Source organism: Sphingobacterium sp. E70, from assembly GCF_019285695.1.
GTDB classification, from domain to species: Bacteria; Bacteroidota; Bacteroidia; order Sphingobacteriales; family Sphingobacteriaceae; genus Sphingobacterium; species Sphingobacterium detergens.
Map to the genome: position 1 here is coordinate 5237227 of NZ_CP079104.1, position 24106 is coordinate 5261332.

General features: G+C 40.5%; 31 protein-coding genes, 1 tRNA gene and 1 pseudogene. 24 read left to right on the forward strand and 9 right to left on the reverse strand.

Going from position 1 to position 24106, the window contains the following annotated elements; genetic code table 11:
- Positions 1-24 precede the first annotated feature (24 nt).
- Entirely contained in the window at positions 25-549 is a 525-nt protein-coding gene (locus KUH03_RS37535; RefSeq protein WP_257089798.1) for an FUSC family protein, read from the reverse strand.
- Positions 519-1763 carry a YccS/YhfK family membrane protein gene (locus KUH03_RS37540; RefSeq protein ID WP_257089799.1) on the reverse strand — a complete coding sequence of 415 codons (1245 nt, stop codon included), beginning with the start codon at positions 1761-1763 and terminating at the stop codon, positions 519-521. Before KUH03_RS37540 ends, KUH03_RS37535 begins: the two co-directional genes overlap by 31 nt.
- 344 nt (positions 1764-2107) lie before the next feature.
- On the opposite strand from KUH03_RS37540, the gene KUH03_RS37545 reads away from it, so the two are divergent.
- The 3 genes from KUH03_RS37545 to KUH03_RS37555 all read left to right on the forward strand — a co-directional run bounded on the left by KUH03_RS37545 (position 2108) and on the right by KUH03_RS37555 (position 4597).
- On the forward strand, positions 2108-2332 hold the full coding sequence (locus KUH03_RS37545; RefSeq protein ID WP_257089800.1) for a hypothetical protein: 225 nt from the start codon (positions 2108-2110) through the stop codon (positions 2330-2332).
- Positions 2329-2886, forward strand: coding sequence for a carboxypeptidase-like regulatory domain-containing protein (locus KUH03_RS37550; protein ID WP_257089801.1), 558 nt, complete (start codon positions 2329-2331; stop codon positions 2884-2886). Before KUH03_RS37545 ends, KUH03_RS37550 begins: the two co-directional genes overlap by 4 nt.
- A 106-nt stretch (positions 2887-2992) precedes the next feature.
- A complete protein-coding gene (locus tag KUH03_RS37555) occupies positions 2993-4597 on the forward strand; it encodes an outer membrane beta-barrel family protein (RefSeq protein ID WP_257089802.1) in 1605 nt (534 codons plus the stop codon).
- A gap of 94 nt (positions 4598-4691) precedes the next feature.
- Here the strand turns inward: KUH03_RS37555 and KUH03_RS37560 are convergent.
- The 5 genes and pseudogenes from KUH03_RS37560 to KUH03_RS37580 all read right to left on the reverse strand — a co-directional run bounded on the left by KUH03_RS37560 (position 4692) and on the right by KUH03_RS37580 (position 9872).
- A pseudogene (locus KUH03_RS37560) lies at positions 4692-6879 on the reverse strand (glutamine synthetase III).
- 168 nt (positions 6880-7047) lie between these two features.
- Complete coding sequence (locus tag KUH03_RS37565) at positions 7048-7344, reverse strand: S9 family peptidase (protein ID WP_257089803.1); 297 nt, start codon at positions 7342-7344, stop codon at positions 7048-7050.
- A complete protein-coding gene (locus KUH03_RS37570) occupies positions 7341-7892 on the reverse strand; it encodes a S9 family peptidase (protein ID WP_257089804.1) in 552 nt (183 codons plus the stop codon). The genes KUH03_RS37565 and KUH03_RS37570 overlap by 4 nt, the downstream gene beginning before the upstream one ends.
- A gap of 260 nt (positions 7893-8152) precedes the next feature.
- Positions 8153-8653 carry a hypothetical protein gene (locus KUH03_RS37575; protein WP_257089805.1) on the reverse strand — a complete coding sequence of 167 codons (501 nt, stop codon included), beginning with the start codon at positions 8651-8653 and terminating at the stop codon, positions 8153-8155.
- 97 nt (positions 8654-8750) lie between these two features.
- Entirely contained in the window at positions 8751-9872 is a 1122-nt protein-coding gene (locus KUH03_RS37580; protein ID WP_257089806.1) for a hypothetical protein, read from the reverse strand.
- Between the two features lie 91 nt (positions 9873-9963).
- On the opposite strand from KUH03_RS37580, the gene KUH03_RS37585 reads away from it, so the two are divergent.
- Together KUH03_RS37585 and KUH03_RS37590 are read left to right on the forward strand one after the other, a co-directional pair.
- The gene (locus KUH03_RS37585; RefSeq protein WP_257089807.1) at positions 9964-10551 is read left to right on the forward strand and encodes an SIMPL domain-containing protein; all 588 of its coding nucleotides are present in this window, start codon (positions 9964-9966) and stop codon (positions 10549-10551) included.
- 258 nt (positions 10552-10809) lie between these two features.
- Positions 10810-10889 (forward strand) — tRNA-Leu (locus KUH03_RS37590).
- 224 nt (positions 10890-11113) lie between these two features.
- On the opposite strand, the gene KUH03_RS37595 is transcribed toward KUH03_RS37590, so the two are convergent.
- On the reverse strand, positions 11114-11560 hold the full coding sequence (locus KUH03_RS37595; protein ID WP_257089808.1) for a winged helix-turn-helix domain-containing protein: 447 nt from the start codon (positions 11558-11560) through the stop codon (positions 11114-11116).
- A complete protein-coding gene (locus tag KUH03_RS37600; protein ID WP_257089809.1) occupies positions 11557-11865 on the reverse strand; it encodes a hypothetical protein in 309 nt (102 codons plus the stop codon). The genes KUH03_RS37595 and KUH03_RS37600 overlap by 4 nt, the downstream gene beginning before the upstream one ends.
- A 240-nt stretch (positions 11866-12105) precedes the next feature.
- Here KUH03_RS37600 and KUH03_RS37605 point away from each other — a divergent pair, with 240 nt between their 5' ends.
- The 19 genes from KUH03_RS37605 (at position 12106) to prpB (ending at position 24048) form a co-directional block, all read left to right on the forward strand.
- The gene (locus KUH03_RS37605; RefSeq protein WP_257089810.1) at positions 12106-12261 is read left to right on the forward strand and encodes a hypothetical protein; all 156 of its coding nucleotides are present in this window, start codon (positions 12106-12108) and stop codon (positions 12259-12261) included.
- Between the two features lie 103 nt (positions 12262-12364).
- Positions 12365-12775 carry a two-component regulator propeller domain-containing protein gene (locus KUH03_RS37610; RefSeq protein ID WP_257089811.1) on the forward strand — a complete coding sequence of 137 codons (411 nt, stop codon included), beginning with the start codon at positions 12365-12367 and terminating at the stop codon, positions 12773-12775.
- A 5-nt stretch (positions 12776-12780) separates the two neighbouring features.
- Positions 12781-12963 carry a hypothetical protein gene (locus KUH03_RS49775; protein WP_373564888.1) on the forward strand — a complete coding sequence of 61 codons (183 nt, stop codon included), beginning with the start codon at positions 12781-12783 and terminating at the stop codon, positions 12961-12963.
- Positions 12948-13439, forward strand: a complete 492-nt coding sequence (locus KUH03_RS37615; protein WP_257089812.1) for a two-component regulator propeller domain-containing protein — start codon at positions 12948-12950, stop codon at positions 13437-13439. Before KUH03_RS49775 ends, KUH03_RS37615 begins: the two co-directional genes overlap by 16 nt.
- A 386-nt stretch (positions 13440-13825) precedes the next feature.
- Positions 13826-15115, forward strand: a complete 1290-nt coding sequence (locus tag KUH03_RS37620; protein WP_257089813.1) for a PDZ domain-containing protein — start codon at positions 13826-13828, stop codon at positions 15113-15115.
- A 456-nt stretch (positions 15116-15571) separates the two neighbouring features.
- Positions 15572-16681 (forward strand): RtcB family protein, encoded by a 1110-nt coding sequence (locus KUH03_RS49780; RefSeq protein WP_373564558.1) that lies wholly within the window; start codon positions 15572-15574, stop codon positions 16679-16681.
- Entirely contained in the window at positions 16678-16962 is a 285-nt protein-coding gene (locus tag KUH03_RS49785) for an RtcB family protein (RefSeq protein WP_373564559.1), read from the forward strand. Before KUH03_RS49780 ends, KUH03_RS49785 begins: the two co-directional genes overlap by 4 nt.
- Before the next feature lie 6 nt (positions 16963-16968).
- A complete protein-coding gene (locus tag KUH03_RS37630; protein ID WP_257089814.1) occupies positions 16969-17346 on the forward strand; it encodes a hypothetical protein in 378 nt (125 codons plus the stop codon).
- Positions 17343-17588, forward strand: coding sequence for a peptide chain release factor-like protein (locus tag KUH03_RS37635; protein ID WP_257089815.1), 246 nt, complete (start codon positions 17343-17345; stop codon positions 17586-17588). Before KUH03_RS37630 ends, KUH03_RS37635 begins: the two co-directional genes overlap by 4 nt.
- 317 nt (positions 17589-17905) lie before the next feature.
- Complete coding sequence (locus tag KUH03_RS37640; RefSeq protein ID WP_257089816.1) at positions 17906-18619, forward strand: TonB-dependent receptor plug domain-containing protein; 714 nt, start codon at positions 17906-17908, stop codon at positions 18617-18619.
- Complete coding sequence (locus tag KUH03_RS37645; protein WP_257089817.1) at positions 18592-18897, forward strand: hypothetical protein; 306 nt, start codon at positions 18592-18594, stop codon at positions 18895-18897. The genes KUH03_RS37640 and KUH03_RS37645 overlap by 28 nt, the downstream gene beginning before the upstream one ends.
- On the forward strand, positions 18885-19628 hold the full coding sequence (locus tag KUH03_RS37650; protein WP_257089818.1) for a hypothetical protein: 744 nt from the start codon (positions 18885-18887) through the stop codon (positions 19626-19628). The genes KUH03_RS37645 and KUH03_RS37650 overlap by 13 nt, the downstream gene beginning before the upstream one ends.
- The gene (locus tag KUH03_RS37655) at positions 19622-20176 is read left to right on the forward strand and encodes a TonB-dependent receptor domain-containing protein (RefSeq protein WP_257097720.1); all 555 of its coding nucleotides are present in this window, start codon (positions 19622-19624) and stop codon (positions 20174-20176) included. The genes KUH03_RS37650 and KUH03_RS37655 overlap by 7 nt, the downstream gene beginning before the upstream one ends.
- 7 nt (positions 20177-20183) lie before the next feature.
- Entirely contained in the window at positions 20184-21134 is a 951-nt protein-coding gene (locus tag KUH03_RS37660; RefSeq protein WP_257089819.1) for a TonB-dependent receptor, read from the forward strand.
- A gap of 50 nt (positions 21135-21184) precedes the next feature.
- Positions 21185-21658 carry a hypothetical protein gene (locus KUH03_RS37665; protein WP_257089820.1) on the forward strand — a complete coding sequence of 158 codons (474 nt, stop codon included), beginning with the start codon at positions 21185-21187 and terminating at the stop codon, positions 21656-21658.
- Positions 21574-22083 (forward strand): SusD/RagB family nutrient-binding outer membrane lipoprotein, encoded by a 510-nt coding sequence (locus KUH03_RS37670; protein ID WP_257089821.1) that lies wholly within the window; start codon positions 21574-21576, stop codon positions 22081-22083. Before KUH03_RS37665 ends, KUH03_RS37670 begins: the two co-directional genes overlap by 85 nt.
- On the forward strand, positions 22080-22340 hold the full coding sequence (locus tag KUH03_RS37675) for a SusD/RagB family nutrient-binding outer membrane lipoprotein (RefSeq protein ID WP_257089822.1): 261 nt from the start codon (positions 22080-22082) through the stop codon (positions 22338-22340). Before KUH03_RS37670 ends, KUH03_RS37675 begins: the two co-directional genes overlap by 4 nt.
- Positions 22301-22684 (forward strand): SusD/RagB family nutrient-binding outer membrane lipoprotein, encoded by a 384-nt coding sequence (locus KUH03_RS37680; protein WP_257089823.1) that lies wholly within the window; start codon positions 22301-22303, stop codon positions 22682-22684. Before KUH03_RS37675 ends, KUH03_RS37680 begins: the two co-directional genes overlap by 40 nt.
- Before the next feature lie 452 nt (positions 22685-23136).
- Positions 23137-24048, forward strand: a complete 912-nt coding sequence (gene prpB / locus KUH03_RS37685; protein ID WP_257089824.1) for a methylisocitrate lyase — start codon at positions 23137-23139, stop codon at positions 24046-24048.
- The last annotated feature ends 58 nt before the right edge of the window (positions 24049-24106 follow it).

Here is a 24106-nt window from a genome sequence, read left to right on the forward strand (position 1 = left end):
CGCCTTTTACGCGCTAACCGGATGTCAAAAGAGCTCTGTAGATTGTCCGATAGGCGTTGGTTGATAATCTGGAAGTAATGTTGGTTGTAACTTGCTACCTCCTTTGCCAAATGCACTAAGCTTGAGCTTTGGCGTACTGGAATCAGGAAGTATCCCGCAATCGTTAGAAATGCGCCTACCAATGTAAAAAGCCATGCGGCTGCCCAAAATAAGATTGATATTACCTTCAAATAGGTTTAGCGCAATGACAACACCCAATGTGATAAAAATAACACTGACCATATAATTGGATCGGTTGAATAGAAAGAAGCCAAAAAGACCAATTGCCGATAGACTCAACAATAAGGGGAGGCTCTCGAAGAATGCTAAGCAGGAGATGCCGATCAAAATACCTGAAAATGTCCCTACAATCCGTTCGATGTTACGGGTTTTGGTCATCGAAAATGCTGGTCTCGCTACGATAGCGATCGTCAGCAAAATCCAATAGGTATATTTGAAGTCCAGAAACAAAATGCCGATCAATGCGCCAACACCAAAAAGTAGGGCCATACGTAATGCAAAACGAAATAGCGGATTTTTAAGGTGAAGTTTGTTTTTGATCTCATCCAGACTGCCCAGGGGCGATTGATAAATTGTTGATATTCCGCTGTATCTATTTTGTCCTGAATTTCCTGATTCTGATAAAAAGCAACCTGGATCCGACGCAGCACCTCGAGAATTGACTCCATATTGGTGATAATAGACCGTAGGATAGGGCCAGCTGGACCGGTTTGTTGTTGCTGAATGTTTTTAAGCTCGATCAGGAGTTCGTTCAGTTTAATTGTATTGTAATACAATTGCTGTGCATATCGGAATCTGATACGTGGCTGTGAAAAGCTATCAATTTCTAATGCCAATAATTTTATTGCACGACGGATCACAGGAAGGCTACCTGTGTCTGCAAGATTCTTGCGGATTGCATCATAGTCATGGTCGAGTGCGATGATGAGCTCGTGCAGATCAATCAGACCATAAACCTGACTGAGCCAATAATTACTTTTGGGCCATTGATGACCAATAATTTTTTTCTCGCGGAACAGTAATGAACGGATTTGCTCCTGTTGTTCACTGATCTGACCATGAATTTTGCCCACGCGACTGTAGGTAATGTCCAGTGGAATGCTGGGGTCATAGGATTGGGCACGGATCAGTAAGAATTGAGATAAACCCTGAAAACCATTTGCCATTGCATACTTCAAGGAGCGGTAGGGTCTTATATAAGCCTGTAGCAAGCTGAACAAATAATAAATCGCTGCTCCTGTAGTGATTTGTAGGCCGACCGCCAAGGGATGTTTTGGTGCGAGACCAATGACAAAACTCATTAAGATCAAAGTCATGTTGCCGATTGCAGCATAACGCGGACCAAAAAGACCATATAAGGTAAAAGTAAATCCGGCTAAACCAAGGAGAATAACCAAGGGCCAGTGAACGGGGAATAAATAAGCCGTAAGAAACGAAGCAACAAAGAATGTTGGAATGCATACCAATGCAGAGGATAGTTTATCCTTGCGGTTACCTGGAGGATCCGTCAAGGTCGTCAACAAAGAGCCTACACCAATTCCAATAGCAGTGCTCGCCGGAACCCCTAATAAATAGATTGCTAAACTCGGTAAAATACTGATGGATACATTTCGCAGCGCGTCACCACTGTGCTCGCCTCGGATAAATCGAATAACTAGGCTATAAATACGGTTGAATCTTTTCTTTAATGACACGATGCCCATCAATCAGTTTACTAATTTTCGCTGCAAAAATACGAATATTATGCTTAATATTTTATATATACATTTTATTTATTTTGAATATTGTTGTTTTTGTGAATTTTTATTTTGAAACAAGTGCTGTTTGAAACGCTGTTTTTTTACATACACGCATTAGCGGTGCCGATGGGCCATGTTTGGAGACGGAACAGCCTTTATTGGAAGAACTGTAGTAAGCCACTCATTGTATGGATGCAATGTGGTTTACCGAGGTTAATTGGCTTTCTACCGACTGTTTTTGGTTATCCATCTATTTGTGCTGGTCAGCCTGTAATGAAAATCCGAGGTTTGTTGTCATCAATATATAAATGCGTATTGCTGCCCTAATTGATGATATAAAGATATACATGATGAAACCAAAGAAAAATAAATCGTTGCTACTGTCCATTATAATAATCCTTGTTTCTGCCTGGGGAACAGTTTATGCACAATCTGGAGGAGGGAAGCTTCACGCTGTTGTTGTTGGTCAGGATAATAGTCCGCTCGGTGCGGCCAGTATTTCACTGTTACGGAGTCCGGGGATATTCCGTTGAAAGGGACGTTGTCGAAAGAGAATGGAGACATTGAGTTTGTGGAAGTGCCCAGCGGAAAGTATATGATGCAAGTTTCAGCAGTAGGTTATACAACTTACCGCTCTACCGAAATTACATTGAAGGCGGGGGCGATCATGTCTTTGGATACCATTCGCTTGCAAGCGGAAACACGAGTTTTGGGCGAGGCTCAGGTCGTTGGCAAGAAACCCCTAATTGAAAGTCAAATTGACAAGATTGTCCTCAATGTAGAGAATAGTGTATTGGCAACCGGAAACAACGCATTGGAACTTCTGCAAAAAGTTCCCGGTGTGACTTTGGATAATAAAAAAATCAACCTGCGCGGTAAAAGTAATGTAATTATTATGATCGATGGAAAGCCTACTTATCTCTCTGCAGATGAAGTTTCCAGACTGTTGGAGAATACGGCTTCAAATTCAATCGCCTCGATTGAAGTCCTTACCAATCCGCCGGCGAAATATGACGCTGCTGGAAACGCTGGTATTATCAATATCAAAACCAAAAAAACACACAATTCGGCAGTAACGTTAGCTTGAACTTCAATCTGGGACAGGAAAATACACAAAAGGTGATGGCGGTTTCCTGGTCAACCATCGCAACAATTGGGTAAATCTGTTTGCTTCCTATAATTACCAGAATAGTTTGGGCTTTAATGATTTAACGATCGATCGTTCTGTCAGGGATTCAGTAGGAACAACCTATTTCAATTCGGATTCTTATTCGAAATTTCGTTATCGCGGACATAACTTTAAATTCGCTGCAGATTTTAATCTGGGCAAACAAGAAGTACTTGGCTTTGTTGTCAATGGTAACGTAAGCAATGGTAATTCTACACGGCATGGAGATAATTTAATCGCTTCGGAAAAAGGAAAATTGGATTCAGTGGTACAGGGAAGCAACTTTTCGGATTTCACCTATCACTACTTGGCTTACAACCTCAATTATAAAAAAACATTCGATACATTGGGGACTGAACTGACAGCGAATGCAGATTATTCGTATTCCAAAAATAACGATAACAGCACCGTGAAAAACCGTTTCTTAGATCCCAATTGGGCCGAATTTAAACTGCCAAAGATTTTTCGAAATGACATGTTGTCCAATACCAAAATTTTAGTTTTCAAAACAGATTTTGTTCATCCCTTTGACAAAACAACAAAACTCGAAGCTGGTCTGAAATATAGTCGTGTGAAAACGGATAATATTTTGATCTATGAGGATCAAAACACGGCCGGAGAATTTGTGCGAAACGAAAAGCAGAGCAATCAGTTTTTGTATAACGAAAACATCGCAGCAGCATATTTTACGCTGAATAAGTCCTTTGGAAAGTTTTCTGTGCAAGCCGGACTCCGTGTTGAAAATACCAGTTCATTGGGCAATTCAATAACCTTAGGACAGCAGACAAAACGTAATTATACGGATTTCTTTCCAACGGTATTTATACAACAACAGATCAATGATAATCACAAACTTGGTCTAAGTTATAGCCGAAGGATAGACCGTCCGGATTATGGTGCGTTGAATCCTTTTATCTACTACCTGGATCAATATACCTATCAATATGGTAATCCCTATTTAAATCCACAATATACCAACTCCTATGAACTGAATTATACCTTTAAGGAGCGTTATTTGTTGAGTCTTGGTTATAAGAGAACCAATGATGCGATCACGCAGGTCATAGAGAGCAATTCGGAAACCAAGGCCATCGCACAGACGGATCGGAACCTGACCTATTTCGATTATTATAATATGAATATCAATATACCGGTTAAAGTGCTTAAGTGGTGGACTACTTCCAACAACTTGACTGCGTTTTATAGCAAATATAATTTTGACGAGCGCTCGGGTGCTCAACGTCAGCTGGAAAAGTTGTCTTTTCAGGTGAGCTCCAATCATGATATCCGAATTGGCGAGACAACCAATGTGGAGCTGACCGCTAATTATTTCTCACCGGCTGTCTATGGTGTCTTTAGTTTTAAATCTTACTATGGTGTTGATCTCGGAGCAGGGAAAACCTTTCTTGATAAAAAGCTGAATGTGAAGCTAGCCGTAAATGATATATTGAATACCAGAGGTCAACGACGGTTGTCCAGTGTTCAGGAAAATGGGTATTATCGCATTCGCAATGGGTATGATAGTAGAGTGATCCGGCTTTCACTTTCTTACCGTTTTGGAAACGTCAATATTAAATCCTTGGATAAGCGGGCCGGAAATAATGATGAGGACAACCGTTTGAAAAAATAGTAGCTGGGTCGGGTATTTTTTAGCTCAACGGGCAATATATAAAGAGAAGAGCATTCCAGACGGAATGCTCTTCTCTTTTTATATTTAAACGATATTAGCTTAAGAATAAGATCTCTCTCAATTTTGGAAGAGGCCATTTTTATCGTCAACGATTTTTTCCAATTTGTTGACATGGTAACGGATCACATCAAAATATGGTTTTACCGATTCATCATAAGCGATTGACCGCTCACGGATATCTTCGATCTGGTTTGCTTTTTTACGCTCTTGACGCATAGCTTCAGCTTGTTCCAAGATTGTGTTTACATGTGTCGAGATACGTTCTACGAAATTCAATTGCGAGCTAAATGCTGCTTGAGCCAAACCTAAGTCTTTCAGGCCTTTCACATTTTCGATCAACTCGTTTTGGTAGATGAAACATGCTGGTGCGATTTGGTTATTAACCATCTCTTCGATCACACGAGCCTCGATTTGAAGTTTCTTGTAGAAGTTTTCTAGCAAGATCTCATGGCGAGCTTCTGATTCACGTCTTGTGTAGATGCCCATTGCTTCAAACAAAGCCAATGACTCTTCTTTTACGTAGACGTCTAATGCCTTAGGAGTAGATTTGATGTTTGAAAGACCGCGTGCTTCCGCTTCTTTTTCCCACTCTTCGCTGTATCCATTTCCTTCAAAACGGATAGCTTTTGAATCTTTGATGTATTTACGGACAACATTTAAGATCGCAAGATCTTTTTCGTGCCTTTTTTGATCTGTTTGTCTACTTCTATTTTGAACTCGTTTAATTGTGCAGCAACGATAGCATTTAATACCGTCATTGGTAGGGCAGAGTTTGCTGAAGAACCTACAGCGCGGAACTCAAACTTGTTACCCGTAAATGCGAAAGGTGAAGTACGGTTACGGTCCGTGTTATCCAATTTCAATTCTGGAACTTTAGGGATACCGTGCCACAAGTTTGCTTCAGCTTTAACTTTCTTGGCTACACGAGCTGATTCTACTTCTTCCAATAATTCGTCTAATTGAGAACCTAAGAAGATCGAGATGATTGCGGGTGGCGCTTCGTTAGCACCTAAACGGTGGTCGTTGCTCGCACTTGCAATAGATGCACGCATTAAATCTGCATTCTCAAATACCGCTTTGATGGTATTGACAAAGAATGTCAAGAACATCAGGTTATTTTTAGGTGTTTTGCCTGGAGACAATAGATTAACACCAGTATTGGTAATTAAAGACCAGTTGTTGTGTTTTCCAGAACCGTTGACACCAGAATATGGTTTTTCATGTAACAATACTTTGAAGTTATGTCTCAAAGCAACTTGCTCCATCACGTTCATCAACAATTGATTGTGGTCAATTGCCAAGTTGATCTCTTCGTACATTGGCGCACACTCAAACTGCGAGGGTGCCACCTCATTGTGACGCGTTTTTAAAGGAATACCTAATTTTAACGCCTCATTTTCTAAGTCAACCATATACGCTAATACGCGCTCTGGAATCGCACCGAAGTAATGGTCTTCCAATTGTTGTCCTTTTGCAGACATGTGGCCGAATAGCGTACGTCCAGTCAATTGAAGGTCTGGGCGTGCATTGTATAAAGAAAGGTCAACTAAAAAATACTCTTGCTCAATACCAAGAGAAGCGTTTACTTTCGTGATTGATTTATCAAAATATTGTGCAACTTCAGTTGCTGCTTTATCAACAGCATTGATTGCTTTCAACAAAGGTGCTTTATAATCTAATGATTCACCCGTATAGGAAACAAATACAGTAGGGATACAAAGTGTTTTACCTGCACCAGTTTCGTAGATAAATGCTGGCGAAGATGGATCCCATGCCGTATATCCTCTTGCTTCGAATGTGTTACGGATACCACCGTTAGGGAAAGATGAAGCATCTGGCTCTTGTTGAACTAAAGCATCTGCCGTGAATTTTTCGATGGCCTCGCCATTTTCATCAGGCTCGAAAAATGCATCGTGTTTTTCAGCTGTCGAACCTGTCAAAGGTTGAAACCAGTGTGTGTAGTGGGAAACGCCATGATTCAGGGCCCAAGTTTTCATCGCTTGTGAAATGTGCTCAGCTAAATCTCTTGAAATAATCTGTCCCTCTTCGATGGATGCAACTAACTCCTTGTATGAGTTTTTAGGAAGGTAGTCTTTCATTTTGTTTACGGAAAAAACGTTCTTTCCGTAGATGTCAGTTGCTTTTTTAGTTTCAACTTTTTCAAATTGTGCAATCTGGCGTGAGCCCGCTGCCTCTACTGCTTTGAATCTTAGGTTCGACATTTGTATTTTATAATTAAATTACAGTTTTGTTGATTTTGTTTTTCAAAAATATTGTGTTTTTGCGGAAAACTGAAATTTTTTTGATTTTTTTACAAAATGTGTCTCTGAAATTGGTTTTTGGTCAAAAAAATAGGTCGATTTGTATAAATCGACCTATTTCGAGTATTTTTAGTTGTAATCAAGTCCCCAGTCTATTCCTTTTAAGGTGGCCGGTACTCCTTTCTTTAACCAATTTGCCGCAGGAGCTCCTTTTAAGTAGTGATCGAAGAACTGCTGTTCGCGAATCTGTATATCTTTTCTGTTTTGTCGTTGAATCAAATTATGTTCGTCGCCATTATAGTTCAACATCCAGACCGGTTTGTTTAACCGACGCAATGCTGTAAACATTTCGATACCTTGGTACCATGGCACAGCACCATCATTATCGTTGGCCATAATAACAACAGGTGTATTTACCTTGTTCATGTGAAACAGGGCGAATTCTCCAAATAGAGTTCGGGCGCCTCCCATAAGGTTTTTCCGATACGGCTTTGTGTATGCTCGTACTGGAATTGACGTGACATACCCGACTGCCAACGTATTCCCCCATAAGCGGAAGTCATATTGACTACTGGTGCTCCGGTCCATGCTGCAGCATACATATTGGTGCGTGTGATCAGGTGAGCTACTTGATAGCCGCCCCAGCTTTGTCCCTGAATGCCCATTTTGGTGCTGTCTACCCAGGAGTTTTGTGCTAAATAACGCATTCCCGAATTGATATATTCCTCTGCTGACTTTCCGGGATGTCCGGTTTCATAACTGATATTTGGTGCAAATACCAAATACTCGTTACTTACGAAATAGGGTATATTTAGTCGCGAAGGGGTAGGAGCAGGTGGTTGGTAGGTATAAAGACCATCCGACAGTTTCTCGTAGAAATAAGCAATGATCGGGTATTTTTTTGCAGGGTCAAAATTTTCAGGTTTGTATAGAATACCTTCCGCCTGATGACCTGCTGGTGTGGTCCAGTGCACAAGTTCGGCGGTGCCCCAGTTATAATTTGCTTGTTGTTTGTTAATATCGGAAAGTTGCAGTTCATCTTTGAACTTGGTACTATTGATATAAACGTTGGGCGAATTGCTATAGTCTTCCTTGCTATAAAGGATCGTTTGTTGATCAGCAGAAGCATTTATATTTCTAAATGTTTTTGGTTCAACAAAGAGGCTTTTGGGGTCATTGTGCTGCCCTTTGAATTGATAAAAACCAGATTCTTTGGTTTTATTGTCAAATGATGTCAGGAAGCCTCCTTTTTGTAGTCCAGGGTCAATGGCTGATCACGGTCTTCATCACGTCGTAAAGGGAGGTAACGGAATGTCGTTTGGGAGGCAGCGCCATAACCGTTGGTGAGAATGGATTTATTGGATCCATCCAGATTAAAATACCAGATATCATAACGTGAGTTGAGGTATACGCCTTTATAGTCAGCGCTCCAGGCCGCCATGCCATAAGCCTGCGCTGCGGTAGGCATATCGTTCTCCTCATCAGCAAAGGATGCCGGAATACCTTCGTTCAATACAACCTTCCTTTTAGAGCTAATCTGATAAGAATTCCAGGTTCCTTTCTCTTCATCGAAATAAACGACATATTTTGCATCTGGACTCAGTGCCACATTTCCCGAGAAGTTGGAAAGAATTAATTCCCGTTGACCAGTTCTTGTTGAGACCAGGTAGATATCTTCTTTTGTGCCACCTTTCCATTGACTTTCGATCCGTTTGCCAAAATCTGTACGGGCCAATATATACTCTGCGTTTCCATCCGCTGTAAGGGTCGTGGAATTGAAGGTCTCATCTGTCAGGGGATAATCGTACGATTGCTTTTGGGGTAGGTAACCGCTAAGAAATTTTTGGAAAGATCTTTTTTAGGTTGACCAGCTGCATGGGTTGTAGGTAGTCATCCTGCCAGCCCCACACATCGACTTTGGCATGTTCAAAATCAACTAATGTCGTGTCTTTGACACGTGGGATAGGTGCGATACCAAAGAAAAGCTTTTCACCATTTTTGCTGAACCGGATATTTCCATCTCCGCTGACAGCCCAGTTTTTGGGAATACCCGAGCTATTTTTGGTAGCTAGGTACTGTGCGGTATCGATACCATTGGTATAATAATAGAGGTTATAGTTTTTAACTAATGCTTTTTCCTTGGAGAGATCACCTAAGTAAGCCAGTTGATTGCCCGTTTCATCAAAACTGAAATTTTTGTATTCACCTTTGCCTGTTGATATTTTTTTGAGGTTTTTGGTTGCTATATCATATAAATAGACTCCAGATTCTCTAGAAAGGCTGTCTTTTGCGTCAGTTTTCTTAGAAAAGACAAGTTTTGTTCCATTTTTGTTCCATTCATATTGATCTACTAGCGAGAATTGGACTGAATCTCCAGAATTAAGATCATACAAAGCTAATGTAGCGACGGCTTTCTTCTTTTTGTCGCTGCTATTCTTCTTGTTTTGAGTAGTGTCGGCCGGATTTTTGGATGAGCCTGTTTTTTCGTCTGCTTGTTTATCAAATAGGAAGGAAACAAAATTGTTGTTTTGTTCTGCAACTTTATAGGATTTCACCTGTGCAAATTTAACAAGCGAAGAGCTGGTTAAATTATAGATTGCCAGGGAGTCTTTAGGTAAATCCTCCGTTTTTTTCTTTTTGATTTTTGCCTCACGTGTTACAGCAAAGGGTGCTTTGATTAAGCTGATCAAATGATTTTCTGTATCGGTCAATTTGCCATTATAGCCCCGCGGAATCTGGATCAATTCTTTGTTTTCTTTTGTTTTCAGGAACAGTTGGCTATCTCCTTCTTGTGGAGCAACCTGAAAGAGTACAAATTTACCGGATTTACTGATATAGGGAGATGATATGCTTTGCCAGCTATCATATACCGTATGGTCCACTGGTTTCTTTTGTGCGTGCACAGCTAAGGTCGCGAGAAAACAGAGTGGGATACAGATATTTTTCTTATTCATGTTTAAATTCTTTTGCTGCAATTTATCTATAAAAATAAAAAATCGTTGATTTTTTGGTATATTCATTGTTACGTAAATATAAAAACTGATTATGAAATCATCATCTATTATTGTTTCTGTTATCGTGAGTGTTGCCGTGTTGTTTACTGCATGGATCTTGGGCAATGCATATCGGTATAAATATAAATCCACACAAACAATTACCGTCAACGGCAATGCAAAGAAAGATTTTGAATCTGATCTGGTAAAATGGAACGCAACATTCAGTAGGAAGAATTTTGAACTAAGTGCAGCTTCGGCGCAATTGGCAACAGATCGTGATCTCGTACGTGACTTTTTAGTGCAACAGGGGATTAAGGTAGATGAAATTCGTTTTGAGGCCGTGAATATCGCTAAAGATTTTGAATACCATACCGATGGAAAGGGGAACGGTTATAATACATTTTCGGGTTATACCCTGTCACAGACAGTAAGTGTGGAATCTAGGGATCTGAATAAAGTGGACAACGCTTCAAGAGAGATATCAACATTGATCTCGAAAGGAATAGAGCTGAGTTCGAGTACGCCAAATTATTATTACTCAAAACTGGAGGATCTGAAATTAGAACTGATCTCTCAAGCATCGAAAATGCACACCAACGTGCCGACAATATTGCGAAGGAATCAAATGCGGGATTAGGTAATCTGGTGAAAGCCGATCTGGGAATTTTTCAGATAACTGGCCAAAATGATAACGAAGAGTACTCTTCGGGAGGGGCTTTAATACAACTTCACGTAAGAAAACAGCGAATATAACCGTTAGAGCGAGTTTTTGAGTAATTAACGAAAAATTATTTGACTGTATTTCAGTGTACTATTGAATTTAAGTGGAAATTTGTTCAAAAAGTTTTCTCTTTTTCAATAAAAAACCTACTTTTGCATCATCCCAAACGGATATGCCCGGATGGCGGAATTGGTAGACGCGCTGGTCTCAAACACCAGTGGGAAACCGTGCCGGTTCGACTCCGGCTCCTGGTACAAAATCCTCTTTACGCAAGTAGAGAGGGATTTTTTTGTATACTTTATCAGGGACATAGGTCGAGCGAGGTAGATCCGGGATCAGATGCAAAAACTGTGGACTAAGCAAATTATGTGTTCGTCCCATTTACAGCAGGGCACAATTTTAGGAAGCCCTTATCTTGATTTTAGGAGCAGGTCATATAATTAAATATAAAACTAAGGGTTTCGGTGTGGGGTTCTCCTTAAGCGCTAATTTCAAGCTTATAGCCTTTACCACGTACAACAACAATATTGATCCTCGGATCAAGCTCCAATTTTTTTCTCAGTTTTGATATAAACATATCCAGACTGCGCCCCACAATAACACCTTCATCTTCCCAGATCTCTTTTTGCAAGCGACTTCTCATGATAGTTTCGTTTGGTGAGGATGCAAAAATGAGTAGCAGACGGGCTTCGGTTCCGGTCAGGTCTATCGTTCTGTCATGGATAATCAGTTGGCGTTCTTTTGCGTTGAACAACACTGATCCCAGGGTGAACAGGGTGGTCGACTGATCTTTAGCTGGGGTTTTTCGCGACTTTACAGATCTCAAAAAAATAAATCCAACAATAGCTAAGATCGGGAGACTACCCAGCAAATAGCTGTTTTTTGTTGTATGAATTCCCGTCGGTTTGAATTTAATATTGATCATGTAACAGGCACTAGGTTGCATTCTCCTATACATGCGATAATATCATCTTTTCTATTTTTGGATATGGAATAGCTGTAGGCCACATTGGAATTGCCGCATTTTAGAACACGAACAATATAATCGACAGCGAAGGGGTCTTTTGCTAATAGACGTCGTGTTGTATTCACCAAAGAATCCGGCTGAAAACTGAAGTCATGCTCAAACCTGATCTGATATTCGTTTTCCGCAACCTTTTCTATAGGGAGCACCCTTGAGGTGCTGTCACCAGTCTGTAAGAGTAATTCGTGTCCGATTCTGCGAAGCAAAACTTCCCTTTTGCGAAATCAAAGTCGTCGGTATTGTTGATGCTAAAAGAACCGAAGACGATACAAATAGACAGGAGCAGCAAGGCCCCATATACATATCTACTTCTCATTTTGAACAGTTTTTCCTTATATAACATGCTATTTACGATTTATTTACAAAGTTTACATTTTTATTTACAATCCAAATTCCCCGGACTGAAAAATACCAAAGTAATTTCGCTGTATCAACTTTGATATGGGATGAAAACTAAAAAAACTGTGTTATGGCTTGTGCTGATCTGGCTATTGGGAATACTTGATTTTCACCGATTGACCTGGCCGAAAAACGATACCCGAGCTGTCGTCTGTCAGCCCAATATTGAAAAAAACGAATTGTTTTGGAAAGCACCGACTTAGCTCCGCTGTGGCACGATGACTAATATGCCCATTGAAAGAAATAAATTATAAAAATAAAAGAGCAGATTGATCCAAGGTGGTTCTGCTCATTAGATAAAAAAATATGAAATACATACTTATATATACGTTACTCTCACTATTTGTCGCTAGTAATTGTAGCGCGCAGCGCAAAAAAACAGCTGAACAACTAGGCAATATGCAGTCTGAAGTAGACCGTATGCCAACTGGAACTAATACCGCTTCTTCGCTGCATGGCCCAAACAGTATCGTACGTACAATCAAACAAGATCGAAAAGGGAATATCTGGATGGCCTCATGGGAGGGTGTTTTTCGATATGATGGAAAATCGTTTACCAATATGACCAATACGGTGAGTTCAGCGCGTTATTTTTCTGTGTTAGAAGATAAAAAGGAAACTTTTGGTTTACTTCTATCGGTTCGGGTGTCTATTATTACGATGGAAAATCCTTTCGGAATTTTACAAGTAAGGAGGGTCTTTCCAGTGACCGGGTAACGACTATTTATGAAGATAGGTCTGGTCATATATGGTTTGGCTCCGATAATGGGGTAAGCCGCTACGATGGGAAATCTTTTCAAAATTTTAAAATGAATAAAGCGACAGTTCCAGTTACGGCTGATTCTGTTCATATATCGGTTTACCAAGAGCAGTTTCGGAAAATCATCCCATGCACAATGATGTGAATGCTACCGTTGAAGATAATACAGGAAAACTTTGGTTTGGTACCAGGGGATATGCCTGCATTTATGATGGAAAGACATTTAAGGTTGTAACCCATAAAGACGGAAAACCATTTGCAAATGTCAGGTCAATAATCAAGGATAGAAAAGGTAATATTTGGTTAGGAGGTTATGATGGTCTTTGGCGTTATGATGGTAGCACATTTACCAATTTTACCAGGAATTTTGTTGGATATATCTACGAAGACAAAGAAGGCAATATTTTGACCAGCTCAGAAAGTGCTGATAAGAAAAGCTGGGTGCTTTCCCGTTACGCAGAAAAATCCTTGTCGAATGGGTATCCAACGGTAACTGAAATCGCAAATAAACCAATGATCTTCGGGATTTTAGAAGATGATAAACGCAATATTTGGTTTGGCTCGCCAGATGGTGTTTCTGCTTACAATGGGAAAACCATCACAGACTTTAAAGGGAAATAGGACCTTTTTCTTTGCTTATCCTTTGTTATTTTATTGCTGTTTCGTGGGTTATTTATTGCCGTTTCTTTGCCGTTTCTAGGCTAGTTCTTCGAGACTTCTTCGTACTTTCTAGGGACCTTCCTTGGGACTGCTTTGCTGTTTGTTTGCTATTTCTTTGCTGTTTCTTTGGTTTAATGGCAATAAAATAGCCTTCAAACGGCAGAGAAAGGGCTAAGCAAGTGGTATGTTGTCCCAAGCAAAGTGATGAGAGTGTTCGAATAAAATGCTCGTTAAGTTGATGCAAAGATATATACAGTCTTTTTTGTATAAACCTTTTTATTATGAAAATTCTTGTTTAAATTGGAAATACCAAATATAAACTTGGATGAAAGCAGTATTTTTATCTTTTGCCCTATTCTGTTCCTTTTTGCCTTGGGGCAAGACCGCTTTGTCTTGAAAGAAAAAAGAAGGTTAGATTCCCGTTTCTATTTGTTCATAATCTGGTTATTATTCCTGTTCAGGTAAATGGATATACGATGAACTTCTTATTGGATACAGGGGTCAAGGAGACCATGATATTCGGAGAAACCCTGAAATCGATTGATAGTGCAGTCTTCGTTAATAAGTTTCAGGGTTTGGGTAAGAACGAGGGCCTGGATGGTTATCTTTCTGTCAATAATAAGGTTAGTGTTGCTAATGTCTATGAGGATCTGGATCAGCCCATCTATATTCTTAAAAATGCACATATTGATATTTCTACCCGTATCGGGGTAGAGGTAAATGGCATCATGGGGAGCCGTTTTTTTAGTGATCATGTTGTTGAGATGGATTTTTTGAAACACCGGATTACCCTTTACCAAAAAGGTGAGTATCCCAAAGGACTCCCAAAGATGCAACGTCTCCCGCTCGACATTTTAAATAGCAGACCGTATATCTCCGTTGCTTTTAATCAGGATTCCGCAGACATTGAAGGCCGCGTATTGATTGATATGGGGAATAGTGATGCGTTGATGCTTATTCCGTCTAAATTAAATGATTTTGCAATCAAACCTCCCTTTATTGATGACTACATCGGTCAGGGATTCAATGGCGAAATTTATGGAAAAAGAAATCGGATCAAATCCTTGGAGCTGGGACCATTTAAGATGAATTATCCTTTGGTGGCCTATCCAGAATTGAGTTCTACACAACATGCAACTTTTGTAAATGAACGAATAGGTTCTGTCGGAAACGAACTCCTACGTAGGTTTAAGGTTATTCTCGATTACCCCAATAATGTCGTTTATCTCCAAAAAAACAGAAACTTTGATAAATTCTATTACTTAAACATGAGTGGTCTCGAAATTATACATGATGGGATAAAGTATGAGAAAGAGGAGGTACCTGTCTATTTAAAGAAAGATGGCGGGACAGAGATCCGTATGGACAACAGTGTACAGTATCGCTTTGTACTGAAAAACATGTATAAAATTGCAACTGTTCGGGCAGGTTCACCAGCAGCAATTGCCGGATTAAAACCGGATGATAAGGTGTTGAAAATCAATGGGCGTTCGGCTTCTTCCTATTCTTTGGAAACTATTCATACGCTTTTCAAATCAGAGGAAGGTAAAGAAATTCGATTTAAGATCGAAAGAGACGGACAAATGATGGAATATACTTTCTTTTTAAAGGATCCGCTGCCTTTTAATGCAAATTAAATTTTGTAAAATTTGGAAAAGTGGAAGAAACTTATTTACCTTTGCTGCCGATATTAATTTTTAAACAATTAAAGACGAAGAACTATGTTGGTCTCCAAGATTAAAACAAAAAGCGCTTTTGCAGCAAATGGATTTGCTGAAAGCATTCTTCGTGCTTTTCTTCACATATAACGTACTCGTTACGACATGAAAAAAGCCCGAAGATCATTCGGGTTTTTATTGCCTTCTATTTTCTGTTTAGCCAGCTTGTGCAGGTCATATTTTGACCGGTCGATGGTATACCATACTGGCCATTATGTGCATCAATAAGGTTGATGCCTAACTGTTTTGTTCATTATACAGAACGCGAAGCGCTGGCAGCTGGCAAATAGCGATTCAAGAAAAAGAAAACCCGAATATTTAAATGCGCTATCCCTGAGATGGATAGGACTGTATATTAAGTTTTTTTAAAAGAATATGGGAAGTAAATTATCGGGGAAAGACCTTATTAAAATCGGTTTTCCACAGAATAATATAATGAATTTAGCCTTAGGGCTAATCACACGCTACCGAAGAGGGGAAAAGAAAGAAAACATCCTTTTGGAAGCAAAGAAGGTGCTCGAAGCGCCTGAAAAATTTAGGGAAGATGCTGTTTGGGCCAAGCTCGCTGAAGGTCTGATTCAGCCGGTTGAAGCGCGCAAGCAACAGCTCAATAAGCAAATGGCGCCTTTTACCATCTTTGGTGAAAATGAAATTGATGAGCAGGCCAAAAGGCAGCTGTATGAGGCCTTGAAGCTGCCCATTGCATACAAAGGAGCATTGATGCCAGACGCGCACATGGGTTATGGCTTGCCTATTGGCGGAGTATTGGCAACGGATAATGCCGTGATACCTTATGGTGTAGGTGTGGATATTGGCTGTCGAATGAGTCTGTCTATCTTTGACCTACCCGCGAGTTATTTCAAAGGACGAGAATTCCAGTTGCGCAATATACTGAAGGAGAATACCCAATTCGGTATGTACGATACGCATCGGGAGAAACAAGACCATGCTATTTTTAGCAGATCGGAATTTAAAGATATTCCTTTATTGAGATCACTGTTGGACAAGGCTTACAGGCAACTCGGGACTTCGGGTGGTGGAAATCACTTTGTTGAATTCGGCGTGGTTGAATTGCATCAGGTTCGTTCCGAGTGGGGAATTAGGCCCGGGTCTTATCTAGCAGTACTATCGCACAGCGGATCCCGTGGTTTGGGAGCCAATATCGCTAAACAGTATACAAATTTAGCCGCAAAACAATGCCCTTTGCCACGTCCTGTACAACATTTAGCCTGGTTGGATCTGGATACGCAGGAAGGTCAGGAGTATTGGCTGGCAATGAACCTTGCCGGTGATTATGCCCAGGCCTGCCATGAGGATATCCATAGGCGCTTGGCAAAAGCATTGGGTGAACGGCCTGTGTTGACCATTGAGAATCACCATAATTTTGCATGGCGGGAAATGGTCGATGGAAAGGAATGTATTGTGCATCGTAAAGGAGCAACTCCAGCAGGGCAAGGGTATTGGGAATTATTCCGGGGTCTATGACCGCACCGGGTTTTATTGTTGAGGGGCGAGGAAATCCTTTGAGTATCCAATCGGCTTCGCATGGTGCTGGACGCGTGATGTCCCGGGCAGCCTGTAAAAGTAGCCTCACCAAAAGTGCCATGCTCAAAGAATTGGAGCAGCATGGTGTGGAGTTAATTGGCGGGGCGCTAGATGAAGCTCCGCATGCCTATAAAGATATCCATCGGGTGATGGGCTTGCAAAATGAGTTGGTTAATGTGCTTGGGACATTCAGTCCGAAGATTGTTCGTATGGATAAATAAGACGGGATGGAAAAGTATATTTTAATTACTTCAGGACGAGGTCCTAAGGAGTGTAATTTAGCTGTTCAACTGGTTTTGGAAAGAATACTGGCAGAGGCGGATCAATATGGGGTGAAGATCGAGACAGTGGAAGTGGAGAAAATGGACGGGCTGCCAAGCTCAATTGTGTTAAAATTGATCGGTAGAGAAATCGGAGTGTTCAGGGACCGTTGGCTAGGTACAATCTGCTGGATTTGTCAAAGCCCTTTTCGACCGAACCATCGACGTAAAAATTGGTTTGTGGAGCTGAAGGACTGGTATCCGGCAAAAAGCGCAGCAAAACTGAACCTGAAAGATGTGCAATTTAAAGCCATGCGTAGCAGTGGTGCTGGGGACAGCATGTGAATAAAGTGAGCTCGGCTGTTCGCGCGACCCATCTTCCCACAGGATTGATGGTGCAGGTAATGGATACCCGTTCCCAATTGCAAAATAGAGAAATTGCTGTTTTGCGTTTGGAGGAACAGCTGATGGCGCTTGAACGGTTACAAAAGGCCGCAGCGGAAAATCAGCGCTGGAAAGAGCAGATTGCTATTGAAAGAGGCAATTCGAAACGCATTTTCTTTGGATCTAAATTTAAAGAACTGTAATCATTTCTCCATAAACTAGAGATGGTGGCAATCTGAATTTCTTTGTATCGATAAATAATCTGTTTAAGCCCTGATCATCGGTGATCAGGGCTTAATTGTTGGCCTGACTTGGTCATCCCGGCTTGGTAAAGGTTTATAATAAGGAAGAATTTGCGCCTATTGCATTAATCCTATATTTCAATTAACCCTAGTCTGGCGGAAATAATTTAACATTTGATGTTAAGATGTGGGCAATACTGGGTAATATACTCCTGTGTTCTACTTCGATATTTATATAAATTGGTTGTTGTAAAAACATTTTAAAACTAACTAAACTTATGAACAAAAGAAGTATTGCGATACTAGCATCCAATATACTAGTATGTTCTGCGCTCTACGCTCAAACAGCAGTCAAAGGAAAGATAGTGGATCAGGATGGTAAACCCATTCCGGGTGTATCCGTATCTATTAAGGATGGGCCAGGCACACAGACAGGTGCTGATGGCGGTTTTTCGTTGACCTATACAAACGGAACGGTCTTAAATATCAGCGCAATCGGCTATAAGCCCAAACAAGTACAGATCAATAATCAAACTGTTGTCAATGTCACGCTAGAATCCATGATGGAAAATCTGGATGAGGTCGTAGTGACTGCCCTTGGGATTACACGAGAAAAGAAATCGCTGGGTTATGCGATGCAGGAAGTAAAAGCAAAGGAATTGACCGATGCGGGACAGCACAGTCTTACAGGTGCATTGGCGGGCAAAGTGGCCGGTGTTCAGGTAAATCAATTTGGTGGTGCTATAGGTTCTTCAGCACGGATCTCTATCCGTGGTAATACCTCCTTGCAAAAAGATCAACAGCCACTAGTCGTCATTGATGGTATCCCTGTGACAAATAATGCGCAACGTAGCGGTGATAACACTTACTCAGGCGTAGACTACGGTTCTGGACTCAATGATATTAATCCAGATGATATTGAAAGCATCAACGTCTTAAAGGTGGTGCAGCCGCACTTTACGGTATGCGTGCCGGTACTGGTGTTATTATGATCACCACCAAATCTGGTAAACGGGCCGAAAATGGTGTGCAGATATCGTATGACGGAAATTTTTCTATTGATAGAGCCGCTAATTTGCCAAAATACCAGAATTTATATGGTCAAGGATCTAGAGGTGATGAATATAGCTATAAAACCAATGGTGGTGGTCTTTCGTACCAAGATTATGTTTTAAAAAATTCATTTAGTTATGTTGATGGAACTGGATCTAATGGTGTTAACGATGGAATTGATGAGTCGTGGGGCCTCGAATGGATATGGGATTATTAATTCCGCAATTCAATAGTCCTGTTGTGAATGGTGTGCGTCAAGCTACACCATGGAATTCCCATAAAAATAATGTCAAAGAATTCTTCCAAACTGGTTTCTCTCAAAACCACAACCTGTCACTGCTTTCTAAGAGTGATCGTTCTTCGACACGGGCCTCAATATCATTTAGGGATCAGAGAGGAACGGTGCCTAATACAGATCAGAAGAAGTATACCGCGCAACTCAATAATGATTATAAGATCAGCGATAAAGTTTCCTATGATATCATGGCTAACTTTACGCGTACAGAAAGTAATAATTTAGTAACCCAAGGTTATGATTCTGCTAACCCAATGAATGGCTTAATCTGGTTTGGTCGACAAGTGGACATGCAGGATCTGAAAAAGAACTGGGATCAGCGTGATGCACAGGGTAATTATACCTACTACAATTGGAATTCAGCTTATCATATGAATCCGTTTTATACAATGCACGAATCTCGGAACGCGCTGAAAATGAATCGTATTTTTGGAAAAACATCATTGTTTTATCAACCCTTTGATTTCCTGAGATTTGAAGGTAGGGTCGGATTGGATTACTATAATACACATATGTTTGAAACTACCTATTATAACTATGATAATAAAGATGGTAAATTCAATGAGATAAAAATAGTAATTCTGATTTTAATGCAGATTTTATCGCAAATTTCAACAAGCAATTTGGTGATCTTAGTTTATCGGGGATTGTAGGTGCAAATTACCGGGATTATCAGTTTGAAACAAATACCCTCGGTGCTAAAGGGTTAAATGTGTTGGGTGTATATACTATTGCTAATAAGATTGGCGATGCCTACACTGTGATGGATCATGCAAAAGGTCGTTCCAATTCGATATACGCCCAAGCTAATCTAGGCTGGAAAGATCAATTGTATTTGGATTTAACGGCGCGTAATGATTGGTCTTCCACCTTGAGGAAATCTTTCTTTTATCCATCAGCAAGTTTAAGTTGGCTTCCAACGGCGACTTTTGAGGGACTAAAAAGCGACTACCTAAACTTTTGGAAATTACGATTTAATGTGGTAGGAGTCGGTAATGGAACAACTCCTTATTCGAATGGAAATTATTATTATGCACAGACAGATGCTTATAATAATTTGTCGCAAATGTATAAAAGTATGACCTATGCCATTGAAGGCCTGGAGCCGGAGGCAATTACATCCTACGAAATCGGAACGGAGTTGGGTATGTTTAAAGATCGTCTTCACTTGGATCTGACCTATTACCAAAAAAATAAATAAGAATCAATTGCTTTCTGTACCAACCTCCAACGTTGTAGGATTTAGCAACATCTTCTTGAATGCTGGAGAAATAAGAAGTAAGGGCGTAGAAATCCAATTGAGAGGTGATATCCTCAGAAATGAAAATGGGCTAAACTGGACAACAACGGTCAATTTCTCAAAGGATAAAAATAAGGTGGTTGAACTCTATCCGCAATTGGATTTGAACGATCTTAGATTAGGCTGGACATGGGGTATTTCCAATATGGCCTCAATAGGTCAACCCTGGGGTACACTAGTCGGGCCAGGTTATGATCGAGTAGAAGATGGACCAATGAAAGGGGCGATAAAAGTAGCTGCTAATGGGTTGATAGATAAGCCTCTTAGTGCTCAAGTACTCGGAAATGTTGTGCCTGATTTTCTAGCTTCCATGCGAAATGATTTCACCATAAAAGATTTCAGATTTGGCTTTATGCTTGATTTCAGAAAAGGAGGTGATATTTGGTCACAAACAATGTCGCACGGATATACAACCGGGATTGCAGAAATTACAGCTGCCGATGGCATTCGTGAACGTGCTATTGTTGCAGGTAAAGATGTGATGAAAAATGAGCGATTCGCTATGAAGGTAGGGGATAATTGGGTTGAAAATACAATTGAAACCAGTGCACAGAGTTGGTATGAATTGGGAGGTGTTGCCGAAATGTATGTTTTTGATGGTTCGTTTTTGAAATTGAGAGAGGCTTATATTTCTTATAATCTACCAAAAGCTCTTTATAGTAGAATAAAAGGAATCAAACGTGCGAATGTCTCTATCACTGGAACCAATTTGGCGCTGCTTTGGGTACATAAATCCAATACTATGCGCTTGGATCCAGAGAGTGGAGGGGTGTCAAGTGATTCGCGTGGCGTAGGCTTTGAGCAGGCTTCTGTCCCTAATTCAAGAAGTATAGGTCTTAAACTTGGTTTTACATTTTAATCCATACAAAAGTTTGAAATTTAAAATCCAACAAAAACAAATTTATGGTTATGAACACTTTTATTAAAAAACTAAAATATACGCCCCTTTTAGCAATGCTTTTGGTCTCAGGATGTACCAAAAATTTTGAGGAAATTAATACGGATCCCGATGCGTTGAAAGATGTCCCACCACAAAATATGCTGGTCAATGTACTACGAAATGCAGGTGAGCAATTTGGTGGGGATGTGGATGGCTATGGCACCTTTGCGGGCTATATTGTCAAAATTCAATATCCAGATAACTTGAGTGGATTGATTCCAACAGATAATACTTACGGAAATCGTTGGGCAGCCTGTTATTACAATATTACGCAAATGAACGATTTGTTGAAAAAAACAGACGATAAGGCTGCAGGTTTTAAAACATTCGGATTGTCGCACGGATATGGAACAATTATATGTGGTCTTATCTGTTGGATGGCTGGGGTGATATTCCCTATTCGGAGGCTTTTAAAGGAAGACCCGAAGATGGTTCGGTTTTGAAGGCCAAATATGATAAACAGGAAGATGTTTTCCCGGCGGTATTGGCAGATCTTAAAGCATTGGCAGATGAACTTGCTGCCGGGATTGGCACAGACGAACTTGGAGAATATGATATTATATACGGATCAAAAGAGACTGGAGCTGCAGCTCTAAAGGCGCAGATGTTGAACTGGCAAAAGTTCTGTAATTCACTTCGTTTGCGTATGGCTACACGTATTTCTGCGGTTGCTCCAGCTTTGGCAAAAACTACTATTGAGGAAATCGCTGGAAATAAGCTGAAATATCCTGTCATTGAAACAAATGCTGAAAATTGTCGCATGGTTTATCCAGGTACTTTGCCTTATATGGAACCTTGGTATGAATCTGGAATATATGGCAATCGTCTCAATAACTGGGGATGTTTGATATTTTCATTGATCATTTGAACACAACGAAAGATCCGAGAATAGCGTCGATAGCACGAAAAAATAATGCCGGTAAGTATGTCGGCTTTATAAATGGTTCCGAAAATAATCCAAATCCGTTTACTTCCATTTCCTGGATTGGTGAGCATTATGTCAATGACCCGCGGGAGCTACACCATTTTATCGAGCCTGTGAAACTTATTACATGTTGGCAGAAGCAGCTTTATCTGGATATAACGTGGGAATATCAGCAAAAGATGCCTACGAAAAAGCGGTGACATTATCTATGCAAGACAATAAAATTGAGACGTCAGCCATTACCACTTATCTTGCCGGAGCAGGTAAATTTAATGGAACCAAGGAACGTGTTTATTGGGATATGTGGGTAGCCTTATTTAAAGAAAACTATGAAGCGTGGAGTTTATATAGACGAACAGGAATTCCAACAACAAACTATCCATCTAAACTTCAGAAAAAACATACTGACCAACCATGGCGTTTACCTTATCCGAATAATGAATATTTATATAATGCGGATAACGTCAAAGCTGCCGCTACAGGGACAGTGGATTACAACTGGGGAAAACGCTTATGGTGGGCAAAAGATAATGGAAAAGAATAGGTGTTGCCGGAAGGAAACAAGAAATGTATTTAAGGGTTATTGAAAAATGTCGTTTTTCTTTTAACCTCAATCGAACTGAAAAGCCCTGATCACACTGATCAGGGCTTTTCTGATTTTTGAAATCCGAAGTCCAATGTAATTTAGCCATAAGCAGCTTGTCGAATGGTCAGTATACTATTGGTTGATCATTAATGTTAGTCTGAATCGCGAATTGCAACCAAATAAATAGATGCTGTTTGAAAATTATATTGCTTGCTTGTTCTGCTAGGTTTTGAAACTGTTTATTTCCATATTTTCTTCTGTTAAACGCTTGAAATGTAGAAAATAATTTGTTGAAATGCCGTGATAATTAGTATCTTTAGGATGAACGATCGAAATATATATTGTTCAAACTAAAATAAACTTAGATACTGTTCATGGCGCCCCTGGAAGGATTTTGTCCTACAGAACCTATGGACTGTGGAATTTCAAATTTCAATGATATGATAGATTCTCCAGGCTTCCTTTTTCGGGAAGCAATTAAGCAAGAAAAGCCCTTACAGGTTGTTGGAGCCATCAATGCAAACCATGCACTTTTGGCCGAACAAGCTGGTTTTAAAGCCATTTACCTCTCTGGTGGCGGTGTTGCTGCGGGATCGCTCGGTATACCTGATTTGGGTATCACAACACTTCAAGATGTATTAATTGACGTGGAGCGCATTACGAATGTCTGCAAGCTTCCTTTGATGGTCGATATTGACACCGGTTTTGGGCCTTCGGCCTTTAATGTTGCACGTACCATAAAAAGCTTGATTAAAGCCGGGGCTGCCGCCGTACATATGGAAGATCAGGTGGGCGCCAAGCGTTGTGGTCACCGCCCAGGGAAAGAGCTGGTTTCAAAAGATGAAATGGTCGATCGCCTGAAAGCTGCTGTGGATGCCCGGACAGATCCTCATTTTGTTATTGGCGCACGTACTGATGCCTTGGCTTCAGAAGGACTTGAACGTGCTTTGGAGCGGGCTGTGGCCTACAAAGAAGCTGGTGCTGATTTTATTTTTGCAGAAGCCGTACACAATCTGGATCAATATATGCAATTCAGCAGAATAACCGGGCTGCCGATACTTGCCAACATTACAGAGTTTGGACAAACACCTTTGTTTAATCTTGATGAACTTCGACATGCGGATGTGTCCATTGTGCTTTACCCCTTATCTGCATTCCGTGCAGCCAATAAGGCTGCAACTGATGTGTATCAGCATATCCGCAAAGATGGTAGTCAGGCGGCTGTTATCGATCGCATGCAGACACGCGATGAGTTGTATCGGAGCATAGATTACTATGCTTACGAAGATCGCCTGGATCAATTGTTCAATACTAAATCATAAGAATCTCAAACCGAATACAGGCGCGTATTTTACGGTTTAACATATACGCCAATAAATA

What these genes read in the sequence shown, in the direction of transcription:
- KUH03_RS49785 (WP_373564559.1), top strand. Translation starts at nt 16,678, where the DNA reads ATGACCGCACCGGGTTTTATTGTTGAGGGGCGAGGAAATCCTTTGAGT.
- KUH03_RS37610 (WP_257089811.1), top strand. Translation starts at nt 12,365, where the DNA reads ATGAAATACATACTTATATATACGTTACTCTCACTATTTGTCGCTAGT.
- KUH03_RS37540 (WP_257089799.1), bottom strand. Translation starts at nt 1,763, where the DNA reads ATGGGCATCGTGTCATTAAAGAAAAGATTCAACCGTATTTATAGCCTA.
- KUH03_RS37615 (WP_257089812.1), top strand. Translation starts at nt 12,948, where the DNA reads ATGCACAATGATGTGAATGCTACCGTTGAAGATAATACAGGAAAACTT.
- KUH03_RS37650 (WP_257089818.1), top strand. Translation starts at nt 18,885, where the DNA reads ATGGGATTATTAATTCCGCAATTCAATAGTCCTGTTGTGAATGGTGTG.
- prpB (WP_257089824.1), top strand. Translation starts at nt 23,137, where the DNA reads ATGGACTGTGGAATTTCAAATTTCAATGATATGATAGATTCTCCAGGC.
- KUH03_RS37535 (WP_257089798.1), bottom strand. Translation starts at nt 549, where the DNA reads ATGGCCCTACTTTTTGGTGTTGGCGCATTGATCGGCATTTTGTTTCTG.
- KUH03_RS37585 (WP_257089807.1), top strand. Translation starts at nt 9,964, where the DNA reads ATGAAATCATCATCTATTATTGTTTCTGTTATCGTGAGTGTTGCCGTG.
- KUH03_RS37565 (WP_257089803.1), bottom strand. Translation starts at nt 7,344, where the DNA reads ATGAACAAGGTAAATACACCTGTTGTTATTATGGCCAACGATAATGAT.
- KUH03_RS37630 (WP_257089814.1), top strand. Translation starts at nt 16,969, where the DNA reads ATGGAAAAGTATATTTTAATTACTTCAGGACGAGGTCCTAAGGAGTGT.
- KUH03_RS37580 (WP_257089806.1), bottom strand. Translation starts at nt 9,872, where the DNA reads ATGAATAAGAAAAATATCTGTATCCCACTCTGTTTTCTCGCGACCTTA.
- KUH03_RS37665 (WP_257089820.1), top strand. Translation starts at nt 21,185, where the DNA reads ATGAACACTTTTATTAAAAAACTAAAATATACGCCCCTTTTAGCAATG.
- KUH03_RS37645 (WP_257089817.1), top strand. Translation starts at nt 18,592, where the DNA reads ATGCGTGCCGGTACTGGTGTTATTATGATCACCACCAAATCTGGTAAA.
- KUH03_RS37595 (WP_257089808.1), bottom strand. Translation starts at nt 11,560, where the DNA reads ATGATCAATATTAAATTCAAACCGACGGGAATTCATACAACAAAAAAC.
- KUH03_RS37605 (WP_257089810.1), top strand. Translation starts at nt 12,106, where the DNA reads ATGAAAACTAAAAAAACTGTGTTATGGCTTGTGCTGATCTGGCTATTG.
- KUH03_RS49780 (WP_373564558.1), top strand. Translation starts at nt 15,572, where the DNA reads ATGGGAAGTAAATTATCGGGGAAAGACCTTATTAAAATCGGTTTTCCA.
- KUH03_RS37640 (WP_257089816.1), top strand. Translation starts at nt 17,906, where the DNA reads ATGAACAAAAGAAGTATTGCGATACTAGCATCCAATATACTAGTATGT.
- KUH03_RS37545 (WP_257089800.1), top strand. Translation starts at nt 2,108, where the DNA reads ATGCGTATTGCTGCCCTAATTGATGATATAAAGATATACATGATGAAA.
- KUH03_RS37670 (WP_257089821.1), top strand. Translation starts at nt 21,574, where the DNA reads ATGTGGTCTTATCTGTTGGATGGCTGGGGTGATATTCCCTATTCGGAG.